General features: G+C 69.6%; 14 protein-coding genes and 2 tRNA genes. 11 read left to right on the top strand and 5 right to left on the bottom strand.

Annotated features, from left to right (window positions below):
• The coding region (locus Aph01nite_RS24055) for a hypothetical protein (protein WP_204043228.1) at nucleotides 1-480 on the top strand (480 nt) is incomplete at its 5' end.
• Nucleotides 481-570: 90 nt separating this feature from the next.
• Nucleotides 571-1,527, top strand: a complete 957-nt coding sequence (locus Aph01nite_RS24050; protein WP_204043227.1) for a sulfotransferase — start codon at nucleotides 571-573, stop codon at nucleotides 1,525-1,527.
• 159 nt (nucleotides 1,528-1,686) lie between these two features.
• On the opposite strand, the gene Aph01nite_RS24045 is transcribed toward Aph01nite_RS24050, so the two are convergent.
• Complete coding sequence (locus tag Aph01nite_RS24045) at nucleotides 1,687-9,780, bottom strand: SpvB/TcaC N-terminal domain-containing protein (RefSeq protein ID WP_204043226.1); 8,094 nt, start codon at nucleotides 9,778-9,780, stop codon at nucleotides 1,687-1,689.
• 196 nt (nucleotides 9,781-9,976) lie between these two features.
• Complete coding sequence (locus Aph01nite_RS24040; RefSeq protein ID WP_239161918.1) at nucleotides 9,977-10,891, bottom strand: hypothetical protein; 915 nt, start codon at nucleotides 10,889-10,891, stop codon at nucleotides 9,977-9,979.
• Nucleotides 10,892-11,090: 199 nt separating this feature from the next.
• On the opposite strand from Aph01nite_RS24040, the gene Aph01nite_RS24035 reads away from it, so the two are divergent.
• Together Aph01nite_RS24035 and gnd are read left to right on the top strand one after the other, a co-directional pair.
• Nucleotides 11,091-12,269, top strand: coding sequence for a TIGR03118 family protein (locus Aph01nite_RS24035; RefSeq protein ID WP_204043225.1), 1,179 nt, complete (start codon nucleotides 11,091-11,093; stop codon nucleotides 12,267-12,269).
• 26 nt (nucleotides 12,270-12,295) lie between these two features.
• Nucleotides 12,296-13,717 carry an NADP-dependent phosphogluconate dehydrogenase gene (gnd, locus tag Aph01nite_RS24030; RefSeq protein ID WP_204043224.1) on the top strand — a complete coding sequence of 474 codons (1,422 nt, stop codon included), beginning with the start codon at nucleotides 12,296-12,298 and terminating at the stop codon, nucleotides 13,715-13,717.
• Between the two features lie 57 nt (nucleotides 13,718-13,774).
• On the opposite strand, the gene Aph01nite_RS24025 is transcribed toward gnd, so the two are convergent.
• On the bottom strand, nucleotides 13,775-15,349 hold the full coding sequence (locus tag Aph01nite_RS24025) for an MDR family MFS transporter (RefSeq protein WP_204043223.1): 1,575 nt from the start codon (nucleotides 15,347-15,349) through the stop codon (nucleotides 13,775-13,777).
• Between the two features lie 112 nt (nucleotides 15,350-15,461).
• Between Aph01nite_RS24025 and Aph01nite_RS24020 the strand changes: the two genes are divergently transcribed.
• The 3 genes from Aph01nite_RS24020 (at nucleotide 15,462) to Aph01nite_RS24010 (ending at nucleotide 19,064) form a co-directional block, all read left to right on the top strand.
• Nucleotides 15,462-16,076, top strand: a complete 615-nt coding sequence (locus Aph01nite_RS24020) for a TetR/AcrR family transcriptional regulator (RefSeq protein WP_204043222.1) — start codon at nucleotides 15,462-15,464, stop codon at nucleotides 16,074-16,076.
• Between the two features lie 28 nt (nucleotides 16,077-16,104).
• A complete protein-coding gene (locus Aph01nite_RS24015; RefSeq protein ID WP_204043221.1) occupies nucleotides 16,105-16,506 on the top strand; it encodes a nitroreductase family deazaflavin-dependent oxidoreductase in 402 nt (133 codons plus the stop codon).
• A gap of 62 nt (nucleotides 16,507-16,568) precedes the next feature.
• Nucleotides 16,569-19,064, top strand: a complete 2,496-nt coding sequence (locus Aph01nite_RS24010) for a DEAD/DEAH box helicase (RefSeq protein ID WP_373872317.1) — start codon at nucleotides 16,569-16,571, stop codon at nucleotides 19,062-19,064.
• A 95-nt stretch (nucleotides 19,065-19,159) separates the two neighbouring features.
• Here the strand turns inward: Aph01nite_RS24010 and dusB are convergent, their stop codons facing one another.
• Entirely contained in the window at nucleotides 19,160-20,278 is a 1,119-nt protein-coding gene (gene dusB, locus Aph01nite_RS24005) for a tRNA dihydrouridine synthase DusB (RefSeq protein ID WP_204043220.1), read from the bottom strand.
• 90 nt (nucleotides 20,279-20,368) lie between these two features.
• On the opposite strand from dusB, the gene Aph01nite_RS24000 reads away from it, so the two are divergent.
• From Aph01nite_RS24000 to Aph01nite_RS23985, 4 genes are all read left to right on the top strand, one after another.
• The gene (locus Aph01nite_RS24000; RefSeq protein WP_204043219.1) at nucleotides 20,369-21,034 is read left to right on the top strand and encodes an ACT domain-containing protein; all 666 of its coding nucleotides are present in this window, start codon (nucleotides 20,369-20,371) and stop codon (nucleotides 21,032-21,034) included.
• A 50-nt stretch (nucleotides 21,035-21,084) separates the two neighbouring features.
• A tRNA-Gly gene (locus tag Aph01nite_RS23995) sits at nucleotides 21,085-21,156 on the top strand.
• Between the two features lie 13 nt (nucleotides 21,157-21,169).
• Nucleotides 21,170-21,240 (top strand) — tRNA-Cys (locus Aph01nite_RS23990).
• A gap of 616 nt (nucleotides 21,241-21,856) precedes the next feature.
• Entirely contained in the window at nucleotides 21,857-22,786 is a 930-nt protein-coding gene (locus Aph01nite_RS23985; RefSeq protein ID WP_204043218.1) for an NADP-dependent oxidoreductase, read from the top strand.
• Between the two features lie 40 nt (nucleotides 22,787-22,826).
• Here Aph01nite_RS23985 and Aph01nite_RS23980 read toward each other — a convergent pair whose 3' ends face one another.
• On the bottom strand, nucleotides 22,827-24,011 hold the full coding sequence (locus Aph01nite_RS23980; RefSeq protein ID WP_204043217.1) for an esterase-like activity of phytase family protein: 1,185 nt from the start codon (nucleotides 24,009-24,011) through the stop codon (nucleotides 22,827-22,829).
• Nucleotides 24,012-24,042: the final 31 nt, after the last annotated feature.

Below are 24,042 nucleotides of genomic sequence, written 5' to 3'. Positions count from 1 at the left end.
GGGTGCACCTTCGCCCCGGTGACCGGCAACGCGCAGACCTCGATCACCGCGGTCGCGCCGAGCCGGCAGCCGCTGGTGACCACGCTGTGGGGTCTCAGCCCGCACCTGCGTACGGCGGAGGCGCTGGCCCGGGTCCAGGCCACGGACACCCGCTTCGACGGCGCGGACAACTCCGCCGCCAACGGCGCGCTGTCCCAGTCCGAGGCCTCGGCCGTGTTCTTCCTGCCGGTCACCCAGCCGCGTACGCTCCGGGCCGAACTCCTGGCCACCACCCTCAACCTGGCGACCCGCAGGATCAACGCGGGCACCCGGGTTCAGACGATCACCATCCAGCGCCTCGGGCTGCGCACGGTCGGCGACGCCTTCCGGTACGCGCAGGCCACCCTGGCCCAACCCCCCACCCTGGGGAACCTGATCCGCTACACCGACGCGACCCTGGTCCTCACAGAAATCAACTCCAACCTGGCGGAACGCTACTGATCACCCCAGTGCGCCTCCCGGGCAACCGGGAGGCGTACTATTCCCGAAGGGAGATTTACCAGCTAAATCTGTAGGTAAAGTAGGGTTGCCATGCCTTTGCCCGACTTCCTGGTGATCGGCGCTCCGAAGGCCGCCACCACCGCCCTGCACGCCGCCCTGGCCGGCCATCCCCGGCTGCACCTGTCCCCGGTCAAGGAACCCAAGTTCTTCCTCACCGACGGCCCGCCGCCCACCACCGGCGGCCCCGGCGACGCCGAGACCTACCGCGAGCACGTCTGGCGCCGCGCCGACTACGAGGCCCTGTTCCGCCCCGGCGCGCTCAACGGCGAATCCACCCCGTTCTACCTGTACGACACCGCCGCCCAGCGCCGCATCCACGACCTGATCCCCCACTGCCGGCTCATCGTCGTGCTCCGGGACCCGGTGGAACGCGCCCACTCCAACTGGACCCACCTCTGGTCGGCCGGCCTGGAGCCGATCGGCGACTTCCCGGCCGCCTGCGCCGCCGAACCCGAGCGCAAGGAGGCCGGCTGGGCCCCCTTCTGGCACTACGTCTCCCTGGGCAGGTACGGCGAGCAGCTGGCCCACCTCTACACGCTCTTCCCCCGCGAGCAGGTCCTGGTCTTCCGCTACCGCGACCTGCTGGACCGCCCGGCCTCCACCCTGAACCGCATCTGCGCCTTCCTCGGCGTCGAGCAGGACGTGCTCACCACGGTCCCCCGCGAGAACGTCACCGCCCATCCGGAGGGCTCGTCCCGCCACCGGCTCCTGTCCCAGCTGGTCCGCCTCGGCGACCGCGTGGCCGGTCAGCGCCTGACGGCCCCGCTCACCCGCCTGCTCCAGCACCGGGCCCGCCCCCGGCAGGCCCTCACCTGGGAGCAGCGGCAGGCCCTGCTCCCCCACTTCGCCGAGGACATCGCCCTCCTGCAGCGCACCCTGGGCGAGGACTTCTCCGACTGGCTCCGTCCCCGGCAGCGCTCCGGCGGCCTGGTCGGCACCCGCCCCGACGGCCAGACCCAGTCCCGCAACGGCCGCCCCAGAAGCTGACCCCGGGATCCACGAACGGCAAGCCGGCATTCATCGCCACCTCGGACCCGCAACGGCCGCCCCAGAAACCGACCCCGGGATCCACGAACGGCAAGCCGGCATTCATCGCCACCTCGGACTTGCGACGGCCGTCCCGGAAACCGGCCTCGGGACCGGCGTTCAGCGGAGCCAGCCTTCGATGGTTCTCTTCACGGCGATCCTCGGAGCGACGGTGATCGCGCTGACCGCGGCTCCGGTCGCGCCCACGATCATCGACGCGTCCTGACTCAGACCGGCGGACCTGGCCACTCCCTCGACCAGCCGTCCGTGCTCCGCCGCGATGTCGCTGATCCCTAGCCCCTCCTCCAGGGCCTCACCGAGGGCCATGCCCCCGCGCGCCGCGTCGAGCAGGTCACCCACCACCGGGACGAAGCCCGCTTCGTCGAGCGCCGCGCCCGTGTAGTCGCCCTGGCTGGCCGCGTGCGCCGCCGAAGCCTGGCCGAGCACGATTCCGGCGACGGGCACGGCCGCGACGAAATGCCGGCCGGCCTTGCCGAGCTTGGTGAGGACCTTCAATCCCTTGCCGGACTTGGCCAGCGCCTTTTCGCCGAGCTCCTCTCCCGCCTTCAGCGCCTTGGCTTCCTTGGAGATCACCTTGCCGGTCTTCGGGTCGACGGGAGGGCCCTTATCCGGCGCCGCGGGACCGCTCTTTCGCAGCGCTTCGACGTCACGCTGGTCCATGGGGACGTTCTCCGTGCGCCATTTGACCTCTCCGGCGGCGTCCAGTTGCCCCTGCGGAGTGAGTTTTCCGCTGTTCGCCGCCTTCGTACGATTCACCGCGTCGTCGATGAGCCCTTCCTGGGAACGATGCCGCGTGGTCGTCTTGGTCACCCCCGCCTGGTCGGTGACCGACACATCGAGGCCTTTCCCCTTCCGGCTGTGCAGGTCCTGCATCTGCTGCCGGTCCCAGTCCTGTTTCGAAATTCCTGATTCGGACGCGTGCCGGGCCGCCGCCGTGTGCCCGGCCTGCACGGTCGCCCCTTGATTCATCCCGGTCGCTTTACGATGGCCGCTCGCCTGCTTGTTGGCGTATTGCCGGGCCTGTTTCTTCGTCATCGGCTGCGCCGCGGGTTGCGCGTGAGCGCGCTTGTCCGTCAGGGATTTCGGGTCGTTGACGTCGTCGCCCGCGTTACCGCTGGGGTCGTTGAAACGGATCGGATTCCCGTTGGCGTACGCGTACACGTTCACCCCGTCGACCAGTCCCGAGGGATCCGCGCTGATCCACCTGCCCAGCCACGGCGCGTAGTACCGGGAACCGTGGTAGTACAACCCGGTCTCCTCGTCCCGCTCCTTTCCGGTGTATCGATATCTCTTCGGCGTCTCCGTCCGGCCGCGCACGGCCTGGTACGCCGAGTTCCCGTAGGGCGTGTACTCCTCGTACGAAATGATCTGCGCGCGCTCGTCCAGTTCGAGGGCGACCGAGCCGAGGTGGTTGCCGAACTGGTAGCGGATCAGTCGCCTCGGTGCGGGATCGCCGGCCGTGTCGAGTGTGCGCGTCTCCACCAGGGCGACACCCTGGTCGTCGTCCGTGACATGCAGCGTCTCGCGCTCCAGGCTGGCGGTGCCGGCGCCGATCGGGCCGTCGTACGCGCGGAAGATCTCGAAGCCGCCGAGGTAGAGGCGCTCCTCGGTGCGGCCGGGCGACTTCTCCCACACCTTGCGCACACGCTGGCCTGTGGCGTCGTAGACGCAGAAGACCGCGCCGCCGGCCAGGTCGGCGCGGCGCAGCCGGTCCTCGTAGTCCCAGTGCGTGTTCTGCCCCGGCCGTCCGCCGCCCAGGTGCGGCAGGCGCACCAGGTTGCCGTGGGCATCGTGCTGGTAGACCTCGGCCGCGCCGTCGGGACCGAGGTCGGTGCGGCTGAGCCGGTTGCCGGTCGTGGGCGGAGCGCCGGGGCCGCCGTCTTCGATCAGGCTGGGTTCGAGGTAGTCGTAGGCGCGCGTCCAGCCCGGATGCGCCGGGTCGCCGCCGCGGTGCTGCGTACGCAGGAGGTTGCCGGCGGCGTCGTACACGTAGCGCTCGACATAGGTGCCCATGGCGTTGCCGTCGCCGGGATGGTCCAGCCGCGTGTGGAAAGCGTTCGGGCCGTCCGGCGCCGTCGGCGGCCTGCGCGCGCCGCCCGCCAGCTGCCCGAGGTGCTCGCGGCCGGTGGCCTGGATGAGCCGGTAGCGAGCGTCGTAGACGTAGTCGTTGCCCGGCTCGACGCGCTGGTTCCTGAAGAAGACGATCTGCTGGGCGTCGTCCTGGATGTGGGTGATGTTGCCGGCGGGATCGTAGGTGTAGAGCAGGTTCTGGACCTGGCGGCCCGGCGAGCCGGCGACGGGCGGCCGCGGATCGTCACCGGGGAAGGCGTCCGCGTCGCGCCGCGTGAGCAGCCGCGTCAGCCGGAAGGTGAGCGGGTCGTAGCCGTAGACGGTGCCGGCGCCGTTCTTGTAGGCGACGTGTAGCCGCTGGCCCTTGGCGTCGTAGTCGATGCCGGCGACGCCGACCGGCGAGGGCGCCTCGATGCCGGGGTCCAGGAGCGCGTCGGGGCCGGTCGCGCGCTCCAGCCACACGTCCACCCGCTCCAGCAGGCCGGCCTCGTTGAACACCCGCTGGATGACGTTGCGCCCGGCGCGGGCCAGGCCGCTGTGCGGGGCGACCGACTGGATGGGGCGGTTGAGCGCGTCGTAGCGGGTGCCGGCTTCGAAGCTCTCGTCGTCGAGCTGGGGTGTGAGCTGCCAGTCGGGGATGGCCGTGTAGTCCCTGACGAGGCGGCGCGTGCTGTGCAGCGGATTGCCCTTGAAGTCGTGGGCCTCGGCCGGATCGCCGTTCGCGTCCAGCCGCGCGTGGGTGGCGACGCCGGCGGAGTCGAACTGCCGGTAGACGCGGGTGCGCAGGTTGAGTGCCTCCGCGTCGGGACGGCTCTCGCCGTACTCGATCTTGTCGATCAGGATGTCGCGGTTCAGCGTACGCGGATCGGAGTCCGCCGTGGTGCCGCGCACCATCTGCCCGACCGGGCGCCGCAGCGCGTCGTAGGTGGTCGTGAAGGTGTGACCGCGGCCGTCCCAGGCGCGGATGGGCTTGCCGGCCACGTCGTTCGCCGTCCAGCGGGGGCCGGCCTCCATGCTGTGCTCGTGGAGGCGGTTGCCGAGCATGTCGTGGGCGTACCGCATGACGACGCGGCCGAGCGGGTCGCCGGCCTGCTGGACGGCGTCGCGCACTTCGCGCTGGTTGCCTTCGATGTCGAGCTCGACTCGGGTGGCGACGTTCTCCGCAGTGCCGTCGAGCTGGTGGCCGGGGCAGACGACGCGGTTGCGCTCCACGGTCAGGAAGGGGCGGCCGAGCGTATCGAAATGCGCGGTGGCGGGCGTGTCGGCGTGTGCCTGGGCCCGTTCGGCGGCGTCGCGCTCGTGTGCTCCCAGCGCGCCGCCGATGCGCTGGGCGTGCCAGGTCTGCCAGGTGTCCGGCTGCGTCCTGAAGTATTCGCTGACGTAGCCGCCGATGTCGGGGTCGGTGCGCGGGTCGCCCGTCTGGGCGTCCCGGGCGGCGCAGGTGTCGTTGACGTCGTAGGTGGTCTGCTGCCAGGGGTCGAACACCACCTTCTCGTAGGTGTGGTTCGGATGCAGCGTGGCGATGAGGCGCTCGGCCGGGTCGTAGAACAGCACGGGACTGACTCCGGCCATGACGCCGAACTCGAAGTCGTGCGTGGCACTGAAGAAGGGTTCGTACCGGCGGACCGGCTTGCCCTTGTTGTTGTAGACGGTCCAGCCGTCGGCGACCCACCGTGGGGCGACGACGGGCGCCTGCGGGTCGCCGGTGTCCAGCGGTCCCGGCTCGGCCTGGATCTTCTTCTGGATCTCGCGGCCGAAACCGTCGGAGCAGGCGAAGCTGAGCTGGATCCTCAGGCCATGCGGTGGCAGCGGGGCGCCGACGTGGGTTTCGCGGGCGAGTGTGGCGGCGCGGGCCGGTTGCCATTTCGCCGGGTCGTCAGGGTTGGCGCGCCGGGTGCGGTGGTATCGGTCGAGGTCGTGGACGACGCGCGTGGTGGCGCCTTTCAGCAGAGCCGCCGCGACGGCGTGCGGATCGGCGGCGTCGAAGAACTGGTCGAGCTGGGCCTGGGTGAGGTCGGTGACGAAGCCGTCGAGCGTGTCGCCCTCCACCGGAGCGGGCAGCGGCTTCCCCATGACCGCGGTGCCCACCACCAGGCCCAGCGTGTCGAACGCGACCTCGGTCCGGTTGCGGTTGGGGTCGCTGACCAGGCGCGGTTGCAGCACGCGGTAGTCGCTGGCCTCCACCGTGTCGCGGTTGCCGAGGGGATCGCGGGTTTCGGCCACCAGCAGGTCGTGTGCGTCGAAGTCGACGAAGGCGTCCTGGCCGAAGGGGTCGCGCTGCCGCCGGGGCAGGAAGAAATGCCGCCGGGCGTGAGCCAGCTCGGTGGCGGCGTCGTCGGCGGGATCGACGCTGTGGAAGGTGCGTCCCGAGGGGATCCACCAGTGATCGTCCGGGTCGCCTCCGGGAAAACGGCCGTCCGCCTTGAGCGTCTGGCTGCGCAGGTAGCCGCCCTGGTCGCCCGCTTGGCCGCCGAGCACCGCCACCGGGTCCGGCAGCAGGGACTCGGCCGGCTGTCCCGGACGCGGACGCTGGAAGACCCGCGCGAGCAGGCCGGGGGTGAAGGCGAGCCGGTAGCTCTCGCCGGGCAGGGCGAGTGACTGCGCGTGGCCGAGGGGCAGGAGCCCTCCGAGGTCGTCGCCGCGATAGAGGGTGCGCGACCAGTCGATGGGGCGGCGGCGCCGGTCGCCGGTGGCTTCGGCCTCGTAGGCGACGTCGGGACCGGTGAACCTGTGACGCAGGCGGCCGGGTACGGCGGCGTCGGGTTCGACGAGATCCGAGGCCTGGTACCGACCGGCCGGCCCGGTGGCGGGGTAGCCGGTCAACTCGAACGTGAGGGCCTCGCACGGCAGGGGGCCGCGATGCGCGTCGGGCGACTCCACGGCGTTGCTGACGCGGTGTTCGGCATAGGTGAGCAGTGGCGTGGTCTGCCTGACCAGGTCGGCCTGATGCAGTTCGGCAAAGCCGGGGTTGGGCGCCCGTCGCACGATTCCCGCCGCGTCGACCGTACGGACCTCGGTGCGGCGTCCGTAGCCGACGGCGGCTTGTTTGAGCACGTTGCCGTGGTCGTCGACCTCCAGCGTCAACGCGTGCTGGACGCGCGGATCGGCCGCGTCGCGCTCGTAGTGGTAACTGATCGTTTCGCGCGCGTTCGTGAGGAAGACGGCGTGCCGGTTGGCGCCCCGGGGTTGCAGGGCGCGGATGGTGAAGTTCTGCTCGGTGACGGTGTAGGGGGTGCGGGCGCGCCGGATCCGCTCGGGTGCGGCGTCGGGCGCCGCGTCGTCGGCGTAGACCTCCTGGCGCAGCATCGCGCCTTTGAGCGCACGGCAGGCCTCGCGCTCCTCCTCGTGGGTCAGCCCGGCCGGAAGGACCGTGTCCGGCAGCAGGAGGTCGCGGGCTTCGGCGTCGGTCAGGCCCGGTTCCCTGAAGTACTCGCCCTGGCCGGTGCCGTTCAGCAAGCCGGCGAAGTAGTCCGAGACGTGATCGCGACCCAGGTATACGCCGGTGTGGAACCAGGTCTTGGTGTGCACCGGAGGCACGTGCGAGGCGGCCGCGACGTCGTCTGCCGGGATGCCGTCTGCCGGGACGTCGCCGCCGGCGAGGACGGCGAGCCGTTCGGTGTCCCACTGCTCGACCATGCCGAAGCCGCGGAACTCGCGCTCCACGCCGTCGAAACTGCCGTGGTGGTAGGCGTAGCGGACGACGAAGCGGTTACGGCTGAGGTGGTCGACGGTCTCCACCCGCTCGACCACGTGCACCGGGAACGGCAGCCGCGTGACCCAGGGTTTTCCGTCCCGCTTGTCCCGCAGGTAGAACTTGGTCGAGGGGGCGTAGTCGACGCGGGTCTCGGCGCCGAGGTTGTTGATCGCCCTGACCAGCAGGTGGGGCTTGCGGCCACCCATCAGGTCGACGTAGCGCATCGGCCGCCGGGCGTCGCCGGGCAGGGGCGAGGACCAGACCAGGCAGGCGGTGCCGTTGCCGAGCAGGTCGACGGGCACGATGCCGGCCAGGTCGTCGACCCGGGGGAACGCCTCCAGCGAGCGCGGCCGGCTCCAGCTGTTGCCCGACTGGTTGAAGTACAGGCGCACGCCGTCGCGATGCAGGTAGATGAGGTCGGCGGTGCCACTGCCGTCGATGTCGGCCAGGCGTACGCGTCTGTGGTCGAACTGGTCGGGCTGGTCGAACCAGGGCGCGTTGTCCATCGCCACCTTCGCGCCGAAGCGGCCGTAGCCCAGGTTGGGCCAGTAGCAGACCTCCCCGTTGCGGATCCGTACGATGTCGGTCAGGCCGTCACCGGAGAGGTCGGCCAGGTAGACGCCCTGGGTGGCGTCGGCGAAGACGATCCTCGGGCCCTTCTCCTCGTCCAGCGCCTGTGCGACCCGCCTGGCGGGGCCGAAGCCGTCTTCGGCCAGCGAGGCGTGCCAGACGAAGGCGTCGTCCTCGGTGATGAGCACATCGGCGTGGCCGTCGCCGTCCAGGTCGACGAACCTGAGGTTCGGGTCGCGGAAGTCGCGGATCGGCAGCGAGGCGAAGGGACGGAAGAGCTGCCAGCCCTCCGCGTCGTCGTGTTCGTACAGGCCGGGGGTGGGGCCCTCCAGGACGACCACGTCGGGCAGGCCGTCACCGGCCAGGTCCATGAGCTCCGCCCCGTCGTCCAGGGCGGCGCCGGGCTTGAGGAGGACGGTTTCGAGCGGGGCCAGCCGGGCCTTCGCCGGCTCGCCGCCGTCGGGCCGCGTCTCCGGGACCGGGCTCAGGTTGCGCTTGTAGAACCAGGCGCCGGCCTGCTCGGTGAGCACGCCGGGGATGCCTTCGCCGTGCAGGTCCGTCCAGCGGTGGGTGCTGCCGTCCACGCCGGCCGGGAGGTTCTCCAGGCTCCCCGGATCCACGTCCTCCACCGTGTCCCGCACGATGGCTTCGGTGTACTCGAACTCGACCGGCGGCAGGCCGCGCCGGTCGTAGCCGCCGTCGCGGCGGCGGTAGCCGGTCTGGGTGACCGATCGCAGGAAGGTGTGGACGGGATCGCGGACGTCGGTCGGGTCGGCGTGGTCGGAGTAGGTGAAGTCCGTCGAGCGCACCAGGCAGTCGCGTTCCACGCCCGCTTCGCCGGGGAAGTGGTGGAACATCAGGACGCGGCGGCAGATCCGGTAGCTGCGGACCTCGAAGCCGGCGCGGTAGGTGGAGAAAGGATCCTGGCGTGCCTGCCACGGGCCCGCGTCGTGGGGTGCCGGCGCCTCGGCGTCGTGCTCGCCGTAGTCGAAGACGACCTCGAAGTGCCAGGCGTCGCTTCCGTCGGGTGCGCCCGCCTCCGGGGGTTCGGGCCAGGGGGCCTCGGCATGCAATACCGGGAAATAGGGCGAACGATTTCCGTAGCGAATGTGTTTGAGATAACGCTGGGCGGAACGGGACGTGTCCGTGCGGTTGCGTTCGTGGGCTTTGGCGGGCGCGTCCTCGAATATCCGCGCGGAGTCCTCGGACTTGTAGCCGTAGACGATCGCGTTGCCCTTGTCGTCGTGGCTCTGGCAGATCAGCCAGCTGAAGACGCGGCTTCGGTCCGCCGGATCGGCGATTCGGCTTTCGGCGGTCTTGCCGTACCACGTGGTGATGTTGTCGCTGGAAATCGAGCGCCAGAAAACGTCGCCCGGGTCGGCGGTATTCGTCCAGCATTCGATTCGGGCGAAGAGGCCCTCGACACGCGGGCGGTAACGGACGATCCGGTACTCGGCCCCGTCCACCGTTCGCACGGGGAGGTTCTCCCGCTCCCACGTGCCCCGGGCGTCCCGGACGAGCACCGGCACCAGGTCTTCGGCGCCGGAGAGCACGAAGACGTCCGGATCGGCGGCGTCGTGGTAGCGCGGCAGGCCCTTGTCGGTCTGGCGGGTGATGGAGGGAAGGGACAGGCTCCAGCCGAAGCCGAACGGACCGTTACCCGCACCCGAGTCGTACGACAGGGAGGGCTGCGGGCCGAAGCCGGAACGGCCGGGGCTCACCGCGAGGGGCACGTCCATCGTGGCGGTCCCGGTGACCGGGTTGGCGGCGAACTTCTCGCCGACGCCGCGGATCGCCCCGCCGCCCTTGGGCAACCGAATCGACGGGCCGGAGCTTCCGGGATACGACTGGTCGTCCACCATGGCCACCCTCGACTCGACGATTCCGAATCCACTTGTACGCCTCCGGCGGATGCCGAACAAGCGGATGCGACGAAACGAAACCCGAGTAGGGACTAATCACCATAAAAGTGGAACAACCGAACTTATCCATTTATGCGAGTAACTGATCGGACTATTCGCGCCCAGCCCCCCTCGCAAAGGCCGCGGGCGAAGGTCAGTGAGAACCCGTCGCGCTGTCCACGAGCTCGGTGCGGAGTTCGTGGGCGCCGTCGGCGCGGGTGTACTCGTAGTAGACGCGGGTGCCGCCCTCGGGCAGGGCGAGGATGTCGAGGTAGCGGAGGCCGCCGTACGGGGACTCGGCGTGGGGGGCCTCGCCGGTGGCGGTGAGGGTGGACGGGTCGGGGCCGGTGGCCACGCCGGTGCGCTCCTCGTAGTTCTCGGCGGCCGAGGCGCGGCCGTCGTAGTAGGCGAGCACGCCGTCCGGCGTGAAGCGGACCGTGGAGATCCGCACGCCGCGGGAGTCCCACCCGCCGGGGCGGCGGTCGAGGGCGGTGCCCTGCCAGGTCCATTCGAGGCCGTCGTGGCTGGTGGCGTAGTCGGTGACCATCTGGTCGGCCTCGTCGGCGATCTCCAGCGGGTGGCAGGACGCCCACAGGTGCCAGATGCCGCCGTGGTGCACGATGACGGGGTCCTTGACGCCGGTCTTGAGGTCGCCGGGCAGGACCACGCGGGACCGCGCCGGGTCGAACGCGGCGGGGTCGTCCGCCTCCAGGACCTCGACCCGCCAGTGCTTCGTCCCGTACGTCGCGCAGCTCAGGTAGAGCCGCCACGAACCGGACGGCGTGCGGACCAGGGTGGGACGTTCCAGCGACTCGGTGTCCATCTGCTCCTTGGTGATGGTGAGCAGCGGTTCGAAGGTCTGGCCGTCGGCCGAGCGGGCCACCTCCACCGCGTACCCGCGGCCCTCGCCGAGGGGGCGGCGCAGGCGGTAGGCGAGGTAGACGAAGCCGTCGGCGGCGACGGCGCTGGGCGCGCCCGCCCAGAACCCCGGTCCCTCGCCTGGCGGCGGGACGGCGACGGACGATCGGGCGGGCTGAGGCAGGAACACGTACGGGTCTCCGTTGATCACAAGATGACGATAGACGCCCAGGTGAGGACGTCCAGGCGACTTTGCCGGGCTGTTAACTCCACAAAGCCTACCTGCCAATCGGGTTATAAATCGGCTGAACCGTATCCGGGGGGACCGCGTATCTCGCCCCGAAAGGGAGCTTCGCGAACTCAGCAACCTCAGCAGATCAAGAACCCCGAGCAGGTTTCTAGGAGGCTCGATGCGATCACGCATCGCCGTTCTCTGTGCCGGCGCTCTCATCCTGAGCATCCCGGGCACGGCGCACGCAACCGCAAAACCCCAGTCGAAATCCCCGTCCAAAACCTCGGCGACCGGGCACAAACCCACCGGTACGGCGACCCGCTTCAGCCAGGTCAACCTCGTCTCCGACGTGGCCGGCAAGGCCAGCGTCACCGACCCCAAGCTGGTCAACCCGTGGGGGCTCGCCATGGGCAAGACCCTCTGGGTGTCCGGCACCGGCACCGGCACCGCCACCGTCTACTCCGGCGCGGTGAAGAAGGAGCAGACCGAGGTCGCCATCCCCGGCGGCGCGCCCACCGGGCAGGTCGTCAACAAGGGCGAGGGCTTCACCATCAAGGGCAAGCCGGCCACCTTCATCTTCTCCAGCCCGTCCGGCGCGATCACCGCCTGGAACGCCGAGGTGGACCCCAAGAACGCGCTCATCGCCGCGTTCACCCGCAACGCCGACTACAAGGGCCTGGCCCTGATGGAGACCAACCGGGGCACGTTCCTGCTGGCGCCCTCGTTCTCCCACCGCAAGGTGCACGTCTTCGACAGCGACTTCAACCGGGTACGGCTGGCCCGCTGGCAGTTCCGCGACCCCACCATGCCCGCCACCTACTCCCCGTGGAACGTCGAGATCGTCGGCCAGTCGGTCCTGGTCGCGTACGCCGTACGGGACAGCACCACCGGCAAGGTCGTGCCCGGCAAGGGCAAAGGTTTCGTGAGCCAGTTCAGCCCGACCGGACGGTTCCTGGGCCGGGTCGTCAGCCGCGGCGCGCTCAACGCCCCGTGGGCCATGACGATCGCGCCGAGCGGCTTCGGCGGGTTCTCCGGCGCTTTGCTGGTGGGCAACTTCGGCGACGGATGGGTCAACGCATACAATCCGCGCAACGGGCGTTATCTCGGTCCGTTGCGTAATGCCAATGGATCGCCGATCGCGATTGAGGGGCTGTGGGATCTGGAGCGCGGGACAGCCGAGAACGGCGGCGTGAACGCGATCTGGTTCTCGGCCGGGATCAGCAAGGCCCAGCACGGACTGCTGGGGCTGCTCCGCCCGTCCAACGCCGCCGGAAACTCCGCGGCCACCGGGTCGGGCGCCGCACCGACCCCCACACCGACGCCGAGTAAAGCCGGGGGCTCGTCGTACGGTTACTGACCTGGCCATAAGGAAAGGAGCGGCTCATGGAGACAGCTGACATCGGAGTGACGGGCCTAGCGACGATGGGCCGCAACCTGGCCAGGAATTTCGCCCACCACGGATATGTGGTGGCGGTGCACAACCGCTCGGAGGGCAAGACCAAGCAGCTCATGGCCGACCACGCGGACGAGGGCAAATTCCTGCCCTCGGGCTCGATGGCCGAGTTCGTGGCCTCACTCCGCCGGCCGCGCCGCGCGATCATCATGGTGAAGGCGGGCGCGCCCACCGATGCGGTGATCGAGGAGCTGGCCGACCTGATGGAGCCCGGCGACATGATCGTCGACGGTGGCAACGCGCTCTACTCCGACACCAGGCGCCGCGAGGCGGCGCTGCGGGAGCGCGGGCTGCACTTCGTCGGGGCCGGCATCTCCGGCGGCGAGGAGGGCGCGCTCAACGGCCCGAGCATCATGCCGGGCGGGGCCGCGGAGGCGTACCGGGATCTGGGGCCGATGCTGGAGAGCATCGCGGCCCAGGTGGACGGCGTACCGTGCTGCGTGCACGTCGGGCCCGACGGCGCCGGCCACTTCGTGAAGATGGTGCACAACGGCATCGAGTACGCCGACATGCAGCTGATCGCGGAGGCGTACGACCTGCTCCGGCAGGCGCTCGGCCGTACCCCCGCGGAACTGGCGGAGATCTTCCGCGAGTGGAACCGGGGCGACCTGGAGTCGTACCTGATCGAGATCACCGCCGAGGTGCTCGACCAGGTCGACGCCGCCACCGGGCAGCCGCTGGTGGACGTCATCGTGGACCAGGCCGAGCAGAAGGGCACCGGCCGCTGGACCGTGCAGAGCGCGCTCGACCTGGGGGTGCCGGTCACCGGCATCGCCGAGGCCGTCTTCGCCCGCGCCCTGTCCGGCCACCCGGAGCAGCGCGCCGCCGCCCGCGACCTCCAGGGCCCGGACGGCACCGCCCCCAACTACTCCCTGGTGGAGGACGTCCGCCTGGCCCTGTACGCGTCGAAGATCATCGCGTACGCCCAGGGCTTCGACCAGATCACCGCCGCCAGTGAGGAGTACGGCTGGGACATCGACCGCGGCGCCATGGCCACCATCTGGCGTGGCGGCTGCATCATCCGGGCCCGGTTCCTGGACCGGATCCGCACCGCGTACGAGGCGAACCCGCAGCTGCCCACGCTGCTGGCGGACCCGACGTTCGCCGAGGCGCTGACCGAGGCCCAGCAGGCCTGGCGGCGCGTGGTGGCCACGGCCGCCCAGATCGGCGTGCCGACCCCGGGCTTCTCCTCGGCGCTGGCCTACTACGACGGCCTGCGCCGGGAGCGGCTGCCGGCCGCCCTCATCCAGGGCCTGCGTGACTACTTCGGCGCCCACACCTACCGCAGGACCGACCGCGACGGTGTCTTCCACACCGACTGGTCCGGCGACAGGACCGAGCGCCCGGCCTGATCCAGGCCGTGCCATCTGGATACGGCCGCCGCGTGGCGGCCGTATCCAGGGCAGGGGTCACACGACGGCGGGTTCCGCCGCCTCCGGAGTGGGCTCGTTGCCACCGCGGAGCGGGATCTCCTTGATGAAGACGGCCAGGACCGGGACCACCACGGCGAACAGGATCGCCCAGCCGAAGACGCCGCTGATGGCGCCGGCCAGGGACTCCATGAAGCCGGTCTTGACGGACGCGGGCAGCTGGGCGAGGGCGGCGGGGCTCATCTGACCGCCCGAGGACACCATCTCGCCGGCCTCGGCGCCGAACTTCTCGGTCAGGCTGCTGGTCAGGTGGTTGTTGAAGATCGCGCCGAACAGGGCGACACCGAAGGAGCCGCCGATCGAGCGGAAGAACGTGCTGGCGCTGCTGGCCACCCCGAGGTCCTTCTGCTCCACGCTGTTCTGGGCGATCAGCATGGTGGTCTGCATGAGGAAGCCCATGCCGAGGCCGAGCACGGCGATGAACACGCCGGTGTGCCAGGCGGGCGAGTTCACGTCCATCAGGGACAGCAGCCACATGCCGACGGCCATGACCGCGCCGCCGATCACCGGGAAGATCTTGTACTTGCCGGTCTTCGTGATCGTCCGCCCGACGAACAGGGAGACGACCATGGCCGCGCCCATCATCGGCAGCAGGAGCAGGCCCGAGTTGGTCGCGGTCGCGCCCTGAACCGTCTGCTGGAACAGCGGCAGGAAGCTGATCGCCCCGAACATGGCGAAGCCGAGCAGGAAGCCGATCCAGGAGATCAGGTTGAAGTTGCGGTCCCTGAAGACGTGCAACGGCATGATCGGCTCGGCCGCGCGGCGCTCGATCGGGAGGAACAGCGCCAGCGCCACGACGGCCACCACGCCCAGCCCGATGATCTGCCATGAGCCCCACGGGTAGCCGTGGCTCTGGCCGCCCCACGAGGTGATCAACACGAGCGCGGTGATGCCGACGGTCAGGACGGCGGCGCCGAGCCAGTCGATGCGGTGCTCGGTGCGGCGCTTGGGCAGGTCCAGCTTGAGGATCAGCCAGACCAGCGCGATGCCGCCGAGCGGGAGGTTCACGTAGAAGGCCCACCGCCAGTCGAGGTGGTCGGTGATGAAGCCGCCGGCCAGCGGTCCCGCGATCATCGCGAGGGACATGATCGCGGCCATGATGCCCTGGTACTGGCCGCGCTCGCGCGGCGGGACCAGGTCGCCGATGATGGCCATGACGCCGACGATCAGGCCGCCCGCGCCGAGGCCCTGCAACGCCCGGAAGGCGATCAGCTCGGTCATGCCGCCGCCGACCCCGCCGAACAGGGCGGAGCCCGCCATGCCGCAGAGCGCGGAGCCGACCAGGAAGATCACGATCGAGCCGAGGAAGATGTTCTTGCGGCCGTAGAGGTCACCCAGCTTGCCCCAGATGGGGGTGGAGACGGTCGTGCCGAGGACGTACGCGGTGGTGACCCAGGTGAAGTACTCCAGGCCGTTTAACTCGCCTACGATTCGCGGCATGGCCGTACCGACGATCATGTTGTCCAGCATCGCCAGCATCATGGCGAGCATGAGACCGGGCAAAACGATCATGACCTCTTTCGACCGCGCCGGAGCGGCCGAGGTTTCCGTCATGTGGGCCCCCTTGGTGGAAAACTTGCTTACTTGACGACCGGCTAGTTACCGGAGATACGGTAAGCTCCTTACTTGCCGCCCGTCAAGTTGATTAAGAGGGACAAAGGTAATCATGAGCGAGCGAACGAGCACGGAGAGTGCGTTCGCCCCAGAGCCGGCGAACGAGGACGAGCGTCCGCGGGACACCCGCGCGCGCATCCAGGAGATCGCACTCCGGCTCTTCACCGAGCAGGGCTACGAGGCGACCTCACTGCGGGAGATCGCCGAGGCACTGGGAGTGACCAAGGCGGCGCTCTACTACCACTTCAAGACAAAAGAGGACATCGCCCTGAGCATGGTGGCGGACCGGGTGGCGTTCATGGACGACCTCATCGACTGGGTCCGCAGCCAGCCGCCCTCCCAGGAGGTCCGGCGCGAGGTCGTCCGGCGGTACGCCGACTGGCTGCACAACGACCGCCAGCACGACGTCATGCGTTTCATGGAGCGCAACCAGACCGCGCTCAAGGATCACCCCCAGATGGGGCAGATGCGCACCAAGATGCTGACCCTGGTGAGTTTCTTCACCGATCCCGGCGACTCGCTGACGGTCCGGCTGAAGCGCACGATGGCGCTCTTCTCGCTGCACGCCGTCTGGTTCATGCTGCCGGACGATCAGGTCACCGAGGCGGAACGCGCCGACGTGTCACTGAAGGTTGCCCTGGAATTGATCGACTCCTCAGATAGTTGAGGCGCGAGAAAGGGGTAGGTGACACAATATGCTCTTTGGTGCAGAACACGTACGAAAGTATCTCGAAACGGACGGCCAGGAGGGGCACGAGTGGCAGGGCACGACGGCCGCCCTGCTGACCAACCGGGGGCGCCGTTCCGGCAAACCGCACATCACTCCGCTGATCTACCAGCCGTACGGGGACAAATATCTGGTGGTGGCGTCCAAGGGCGGCAGCCCGACCCCGCCGGAGTGGTACCTCAACCTGCAGGCCAATCCCGACGCCGAGCTCCAGATCCTCGGTGAGCGCTTCAAGGTCCGCGCCCACACGGCCACGCCGGACGAGAAGCCGGACATGTGGCGGGTGATGACGGCGGCCTGGCCCGCGTACGACGAGTACCAGACCAAGACCGACCGGGAGATCCCGGTGGTGGTGCTGGAACGCGTCTGAACGCGGCTGACCGGTCCCGCTCCGTTTCGGCGAACGCGGCTGTTCGAGGCAGGATAGAGGGCGTGAGCCTCAATCTGACGCAGCGACTGCCGCGGACCGCCGACCCCGACTCCCTGTTCGAGACCTTCGTGCAGTGGAACGAGGAGCGCGGCCTGACGCTGTACCCGGCGCAGGAAGAGGCCCTCATGGAGGTGGTGACGGGCAGCAACGTGATCCTGGCGACGCCGACCGGGTCGGGCAAGAGCCTGGTCGCCGCCGGGGCGCACTTCGCGGCGCTGGCGCGGGACGAGGTCAGCTTCTACACCGCGCCGATCAAGGCGCTGGTGTCGGAGAAGTTCTTCGACCTGTGCGCGGTGTTCGGGACCGAGAACGTCGGCATGATGACCGGAGACGCCTCCGTGAACGCCGACGCGCCGATCATCTGCTGCACCGCCGAGATCCTGGCGCAGGTCGCGCTGGCCGAGGGCGCCCGCGCCGACGTGGGCACGGTCATCATGGACGAGTTCCACTTCTACGCCGAGCCCGACCGCGGCTGGGCCTGGCAGGTCCCGCTGCTGGAGCTGCCGCAGGCCCAGTTCATCCTGATGTCGGCGACGCTGGGCGACGTCGAGCGTTTCGAGAAGGACCTGACCCGCCGGACCGGCCGCCCCACCGCCGTGGTCAAGAACGCGGAACGGCCGGTGCCGCTGGTCTACTCGTACCGGATGAGCCCGCTGCACGAGACCCTGGAAGAGTTCCTGACCACCAACCAGGCCCCCGTCTACGTCGTGCACTTCACCCAGGCCGCCGCGATGGAGCGCGCCCAGGCGCTCATGTCCATCAACATGTGCTCCAAGGCCGAGAAGGAGGCCATCGCCGGCCTCATCGGCCACTTCCGGTTCACCACCAAGTTCGGGCGCGCCCTGTCCCGGCTCGTGCGGCACGGCATCGGCGTGCACCACGCCGGCATGCTGCCCAAATACCGCCGGCTCGTGGAACGCCTCGCCCAGGCCGGCCTGCTGAAGGTCATCTGCGGCACCGACACGCTGGGCGTGGGGGTGAACGTGCCGATCCGTACCGTGCTGTTCACCGCCTTGACCAAGTTCGACGGCAACCGGGTGCGCCGCCTGCGCGCCCGCGAGTTCCACCAGATCGCCGGCCGGGCCGGCCGCGCCGGCTTCGACACCATCGGGTACGTGGCGTGCCAGGCCCCCGACCACGTCATCGAGAACGAACGCGCCCTCGCCAAGATCGGCGACGACCCCAAACGGCGGCGCGGCTACGCCCGCAAGAAGCCGCCGGAGGGCTTCGTCAACTGGAGCGAGGAGACCTTCACCAACCTCCAGGCCGCCGAACCCGAGCCGCTGACCTCCCGTTTCAAGGTCAGCAACGCCATGCTGCTGGCCGTCATCAACCGGCCGGGCGACTGCTTCCAGGCCATGAAACGCCTGCTCACCGACAACCACGAAGACCGCAAGTGGCAGCGCAGGCACATCAGCCACGCCATCGCGATCTACCGCTCGCTGCTGGCCGGCGGCATCGTGGAGACCCTCCGCGAACCCGACGACCAGGGCCGCCGCGCCCGCCTCACCGTCGACCTCCAGCAGGACTTCGCCCTCAACCAGGCCCTGTCCACCTTCGCCCTGGCCACCTTCGAACTGCTCTCCCCCGACTCCCCGACGTACGCGCTGGACCTGGTCTCCATCGTCGAGTCCACCCTCGACGACCCCCGCCAGATCCTGCACGCCCAGCTCAACAAGGCCCGCGGCGAGGCCGTCGCCCAGATGAAGGCCGACGGCATCGAGTACGAGGAGCGCATGGAGCTGCTCCAGGAGGTCACCTACCCGATGCCGCTGGAGACCCTGCTCTTCGGCGCGTACGAGACCTACCGGCAGGGCCACCCGTGGGTCGGCGACCACACCGTCAGCCCCAAGGGCATCGTCCGCGACATGTACGAGCGCGCGATGACCTTCATCGACTACATCCAGTTCTACGAGCTGGCCCGCTCCGAGGGCACGGTGCTGCGCTACCTCGCCGACGCCTACCGCGCGCTCTCCAAGACCGTGCCCGAGCACCTCAAGACCGACGAGCTGATCGACCTGATCGAATGGCTCGGCGAGCTGGTCCGGCAGGTCGACTCCAGCCTCATCGACGAGTGGGAGAAGCTGGCCAACCCGTCCGAGGCCCTGGAGACCCGCGACGAGCTGGAGTCCAAGCTCCGCCCGGTCACCGCCAACGCCCGCGCCTTCCGCGTGCTGGTCCGCAACGCCATGTTCCGCCTGGTCGAGCTGACCGCCCTGGACAAGCAGGAGGAACTGGAGGAACTCCACCCCGACGTGGACTGGGCCTCCGCCATGGACGCCTACTACGAGGAGCACGACGAGATCGGCACCGGCCCGTCCGCCCGCGGCCCCGCCTTCCTGCAGATCGAGGAGGAGCAGGGCCTCTGGCGCGTCCGCCAGGTCCTGGAGGACCCCGCCGCCAACCACGACTGGGCCATCACCGCCCAGGTCGACCTGGCGGCCTCCGACGAGGCAGGCTTCGCCGTCCTCCACGTCACCGGCCTCACCCGCATGTAGAACCCGGTTCGGCGGGCTGAGGTGAGGACCCGGTCACCCCTTCCGGAGAGGTCAGCGGCCCGGGTCAAGCCCGCCACACTCGCCCCGCAGGACGCTCAGCCGCCTGAGGTGGAGTCCTCGGCTTCGGCCGACGGGACGGCCAGCTCGTCGGGGTCGTCGAGCCAGCCGTGCGGGAGCATGACCTTCTGGCGTTCGCCGCTCTTGCCGCGGGGGCCGTCGGCGGCCTCGCCCGGCCAGGGCTGGTCGTGGTCGAGCTCGCCGAGGCGGTCCTCCAGTTCGGCGAGACCGCTGGAGAGGGCGAGCAGGCGGCGGGTCTCGGCGCCGACGACGAAGCCCTTGAGGTACCAGCCGATGTGCTTGCGGAAGTCGGCCACGCCGTACCGTTCGCTGCCGATCACCTCGCAGAGGAGTTCCGCGTGGCGGAGCAGCGTGCGGGTGACCTCGCCGAGCGTGGGCCTGGCCCGGTCGGGCACGCCGTTGAAGGCGTTCTCCAGATCGCGGAAGAGCCAGGGCCGGCCGAGGCAGCCACGCCCGACGACCACGCCGTCGCAGCCGGTCCGCGCGACCATCCGCAGGGCGTCGTCGGCGGTCCAGATGTCGCCGTTGCCGAGCACCGGGATGTCCTGCACGGCGTCCTTCAGCCGGCTGATCGCGTCCCAGTCGGCGTTCCCGCCGTAGTGCTGCCTGGCCGTACGGGCATGCAGCGCGACCGCGGAGATCCCCTCCTCGGCGGCCGTCCGGCCCGCGTCGAGATAAGTGAGATGGTCGTCGTCGATGCCCTTGCGCATCTTCATCGTGACCGGCAGCCCGCCCGCGTTCGCCACCGCCGCCCGCAGGATCTCCCGCAACAGCCTCCGCTTGTACGGCAACGCCGACCCGCCCCCGCGCCGGGTGACCTTCGGCACCGGGCACCCGAAGTTCAGGTCGATGTGGTCGGCCAGGTCCTCCTCCGCGATCATCTTGGCGGCTCGGCCGATGATGACGGGGTCCACCCCGTACAGCTGGAGGCTCCTGGGCCGTTCGGTCTCGCCGAACTTGATCATCTCGAAGGTCAGCGGGTTCCGCTCCACCAGCGCCCGGGAAGTGATCATCTCGCACACGAAGATCCCGCCGCCCTGTTCGCGGCAGAGCGTGCGGAAGGCGATGTTGGTGATTCCGGCCATCGGCGCGAGCACCACCGGCGGCCAGACGTCAAGGGTCCCGATTTTCACCATGCCATTGTCCCGGCTTTGAGCGTGTCCTCGGGTTACAAGATCGTGTTTGGGCCGATAACCTGGGAATCTGGAGTGGTCGGGGAGGTCGTCATGTTGCTGCGGCTGCGCATCGCCGTCCCGGATCGTCCGGGTTCGCTGGGCCAGGTGACCAGCGCGCTCGGCTCGGCCGGCGCGGACATCACCCAGGTCATCGTGCTCGAACGCGGCGACGGCCGGGCCGTCGACGACTTCACCGTCTACTGGCCGGACGCGGCGCCGCGGGAGTATCTGACCAGCGCCCTGGAGCGGATCGACGACATCAAGGTCGAAGGCGTCTGGTCCACCCGGGAGGCCCCCGGCACCTACCCCGAACTCGAGATCCTCAAGTTCCTGACCACGGCGGGCGAACGCGCCCTGGCCACCCTCATCGACTCCATGCCGGTCCTCTTCAGCGCCGACTGGGCCGCCGCCGGGACCGACCGCATCCCCCGGGAGACCGTCTACTCCAGCTGGCGCGCGCCCGACGTCATCCCGTACCCGGACGAGACCCCGGCCAGGCCCACGGCCTCCACCCTGGAGTCGGGCGTCCACCTGATCACCGCGCCACTCCCCCCGCTGGCGCTCTCCCTCGTCCTGGCCCGCGCGGAGGGCCCGGACTTCCACCGCATCGAAGTCCACCGCCTCACCCGCATCCTCGAGATCTTCCTGATGCTCCCCGCGATCGAGCGCGGCGCCGACCGCGCGTTCCGGAATCTCGCCACGCGCGCCCACGATTAGCTAGCAGGCGTGGAAACCCGCTAGAATCCGGGGGTCGCCGCAAGGCGGTCGCGGAAGTGGCTCAGTGGTAGAGCATCACCTTGCCAAGGTGAGGGTCGCGGGTTCGAATCCCGTCTTCCGCTCGGAACCTTCCCCGGTGGAGTGGCCGAGAGGCGAGGCAACGGCCTGCAAAGCCGTCTACACGGGTTCAAATCCCGTCTCCACCTCCCTTTTCTTTTGTTCAGCCCCGGCTGGAGCCGAAGCGCTGAAAGCGGGAGCGCGCGCCCTGAGCGATCAAGCAGATCGAGAGTTCAAGTCGCCCCGCGAACGCCATCTGACAGCCGAGGAGCAGGCGGTCATTCTGGCGCTCCTCGTGCAGAACTTCCCGGGCGCGAATGAACTTCGGGCTCAGGTCCCTTCGGCAGTCGTCACCGGGCGCTGCGGATGCGGATGCGCGACGGTGGATCTTCGCCCGGGAACAGGGCCTCGCGCGCTCGACTCCCTTATGCAGGACGGTGTGTGCGGTGCCGAATTACGGGCTGGCATGCCGGTGATGACTTGTGCTTTTTCTCGAGTCTCTGCTCTCACCTTGGCGCAAACCTATCCACATGGGTGATTACCGATGCGGCGGGGCTGCTCGGGTTGTGCCATCCCCGGCTTCCGGCGTACGACGACGGTCGGGCGCATCGTCGGCTCACCCTGGCCGAGCTGACCGGACCTCACAACGAGAGCGATGCGAGCCCTTACCGGCAAAGAATGCCCTGGTCGTCTGTGTAGCGTGCTGATCATGGCGGCTCTCGTGGCCAGCCCGTACCAGCGAAGGCGACTGAAAGGATTTCTAGCATGCGAGCGATTACCGTGCGGGATCGTGACGCGGGTGTCGGTGGTCTCACCCTGACCGACATGCCCTATCCCCACGCCGCGGAGAACGACGTCATCGTACGCGTGCACGCCGCGGGCTTCACCCCCGGAGAGCTGGACTGGCCGGGAACGTGGACTGATCGCGCCGGCCGTGACCGGACGCCCAGCATCCCCGGGCACGAACTGTCCGGCGTCGTGGTCGAACTCGGCTACGGAACCACCGGCCTCACCGTGGGCCAGCGGGTGTTCGGACTGACGGACTGGGCCCGCAACGGATCCCTGGCCGAGTACACCGCGGTGGAGGCGCGCAACCTCGCCCCCCTCGCGGCCGACATCGACCACGCCGTGGCCGCCGCGCTGCCCATTTCCGGACTGACCGCATGGCAGGGACTGTTCGACCACGCCCGCCTGACGACCGGCCAGACCGTCCTCGTTCACGGTGCCGCGGGCGGCGTCGGCTCGATCGCCGTGCAGCTCGCGCGAGAGGTTGGTGCCGTCGTGATCGGCACCGGCCGGGCCGAGGACCGTGAGGTCGCGCTCGGCCTCGGCGCGCAGACCTTCCTCGACCTGGACGCCGACGATCTGCGGCACGCCGGTGAGGTGGACGTGGTGTTCGACGTCATCGGCGGCGACGTCCTCGCGCGATCGACCGAACTGGTACGCCCTGGCGGCACCCTCGTCAGCATCGCCATGCCGCCGACCGTGCAGCCCGAGGACGGTCGGGCGGTCTTCTTCGTCGTCGAACCCGACCGCGCCCAGCTGGCCGCCCTCGCCCGGCGGCTCCGGACCGGACGGCTCAAGCCCATCGTGGGCGCCGTACGACCGCTTTCCGAGACGGCCGCCGCGTTCGCCCGCCACCGCCGTACACCCGGCAAGACGATCATCCAGGTCGCGGGCGAACAAGGAGCGTGAACAGAGCGGTGACCGGGCGTCGCCCGGTCACCGTCTGGGGTCAGGAGTAGACGCGCTTGTCCGCGTGGAGGTCGCGGGTCAGGCGGATGGTGATGAACTCGTTGTTGTCGGCCACGCCCGGGGTGCGGCCGTTGGAGAACGGGTAGTTGTTGTCGTCCAGGACGCCGAGGGTGCGGTCGTCGAGGATGACGACGTCCTCGATGGTCTGGAACGGGAAGCGGAAGGTGTCGCCGAAGCCGCCGATGTGCTTGGGGTTGGCCAGGTCGAGCAGGTCCGCGACGAGGGTCTTGCGGGTGGTGTCGCGGTCCATGGTCACCTCGAAGATCTTCTTGAAGGCGGCCGCGTCGCCCTGGTTGTTGTCGCGCTCGATCACCAGGAAGCGGCGCTTGTCGATGGCGATGAAGTCGCCGATGGCGTTCGAGGGCGCGTCCAGCTGGTAGGTCCAGCGCTTGCCCGTGTACGCGCGACGGCGCAGGTCGAACTCGTTGATGCGCAGCGTGCCCGCCGGGTCGCCGGCGACCGTGCCCTCAAGCAGGGGGTAGAGCGTGCGCCCGTCCACCGACCGGGCCATGCCTTCGAAACCCTTGCTCGAACCCAGGTTCGGCGTGCCGCCGTTCAGGTACGGGTTCTCCGGAGCCCGCACGCCCGGCAGCGCGATCGGCGCCTCCAGCAGCTTGCCACTCGCCGAGAAGTGCAGCAGCCACGGGCCGAACTCGTCGCCGATCCAGTACGTGCCGTCGCCCGTGCGCAGGATCGACTCCACGTCGAAGTCGGCGCCGGTGAGCTTGCGGTCCTGGCGGGTCAGCGGGAACGGCACCTTGCCGTGCGGGTCGGTCAGGTTGACGCCGCCGAGCACCTTGACCTTGCCGTCCTTGAACGACGGCTTGATGTGGTGCACCCGGAGGAGGAAGTCGGAGCTGTTGGCCTTCTGGCCGTACCCGTTGTCGGAGAGCACGTCGAAGGTGCCGTCGCCGCGGCTGACGATGCCGCTGAAGCCCTGCACCGGCTGGCCCGGGAACGGCGGGGTGATGCCGTTCGTCGGGGTGGTGCCGAGCAGGGAGCCGGACGGCTCGCTCCCGGGGACGTACGTCTGGGCCGGGAGGGAGGCGAACCCGGTCAGGGTCGCGCGGCCGTACCCGTCGTGCCTGCCGGGCTCGGCCTGCGCGGGCATGGCCAGCGCGACCGTGAGCCCGGCCACTCCCAGCATGATCAATGTTCTTCTCATGCCGGGCACGCTAGGGAGCGCCGGTGACGAG

The organism is Acrocarpospora phusangensis (assembly GCF_016862995.1).
Lineage (GTDB): Bacteria > Actinomycetota > Actinomycetes > Streptosporangiales > Streptosporangiaceae > Acrocarpospora > Acrocarpospora phusangensis.
This window is presented reverse-complemented; position numbering and strand designations above follow the sequence as displayed.

Bases quoted from the DNA above. Each gene is read 5' to 3' on its own strand.
- Aph01nite_RS24050 (WP_204043227.1), top strand. From the start codon at position 571: ATGCCTTTGCCCGACTTCCTGGTGATCGGCGCTCCGAAGGCCGCCACC.
- Aph01nite_RS24035 (WP_204043225.1), top strand. From the start codon at position 11,091: ATGCGATCACGCATCGCCGTTCTCTGTGCCGGCGCTCTCATCCTGAGC.
- gnd (WP_204043224.1), top strand. From the start codon at position 12,296: ATGGAGACAGCTGACATCGGAGTGACGGGCCTAGCGACGATGGGCCGC.
- Aph01nite_RS24025 (WP_204043223.1), bottom strand. From the start codon at position 15,349: ATGACGGAAACCTCGGCCGCTCCGGCGCGGTCGAAAGAGGTCATGATC.
- Aph01nite_RS24020 (WP_204043222.1), top strand. From the start codon at position 15,462: ATGAGCGAGCGAACGAGCACGGAGAGTGCGTTCGCCCCAGAGCCGGCG.
- Aph01nite_RS24015 (WP_204043221.1), top strand. From the start codon at position 16,105: ATGCTCTTTGGTGCAGAACACGTACGAAAGTATCTCGAAACGGACGGC.
- dusB (WP_204043220.1), bottom strand. From the start codon at position 20,278: ATGGTGAAAATCGGGACCCTTGACGTCTGGCCGCCGGTGGTGCTCGCG.
- Aph01nite_RS24000 (WP_204043219.1), top strand. From the start codon at position 20,369: ATGTTGCTGCGGCTGCGCATCGCCGTCCCGGATCGTCCGGGTTCGCTG.
- Aph01nite_RS23985 (WP_204043218.1), top strand. From the start codon at position 21,857: ATGCGAGCGATTACCGTGCGGGATCGTGACGCGGGTGTCGGTGGTCTC.
- Aph01nite_RS23980 (WP_204043217.1), bottom strand. From the start codon at position 24,011: ATGAGAAGAACATTGATCATGCTGGGAGTGGCCGGGCTCACGGTCGCG.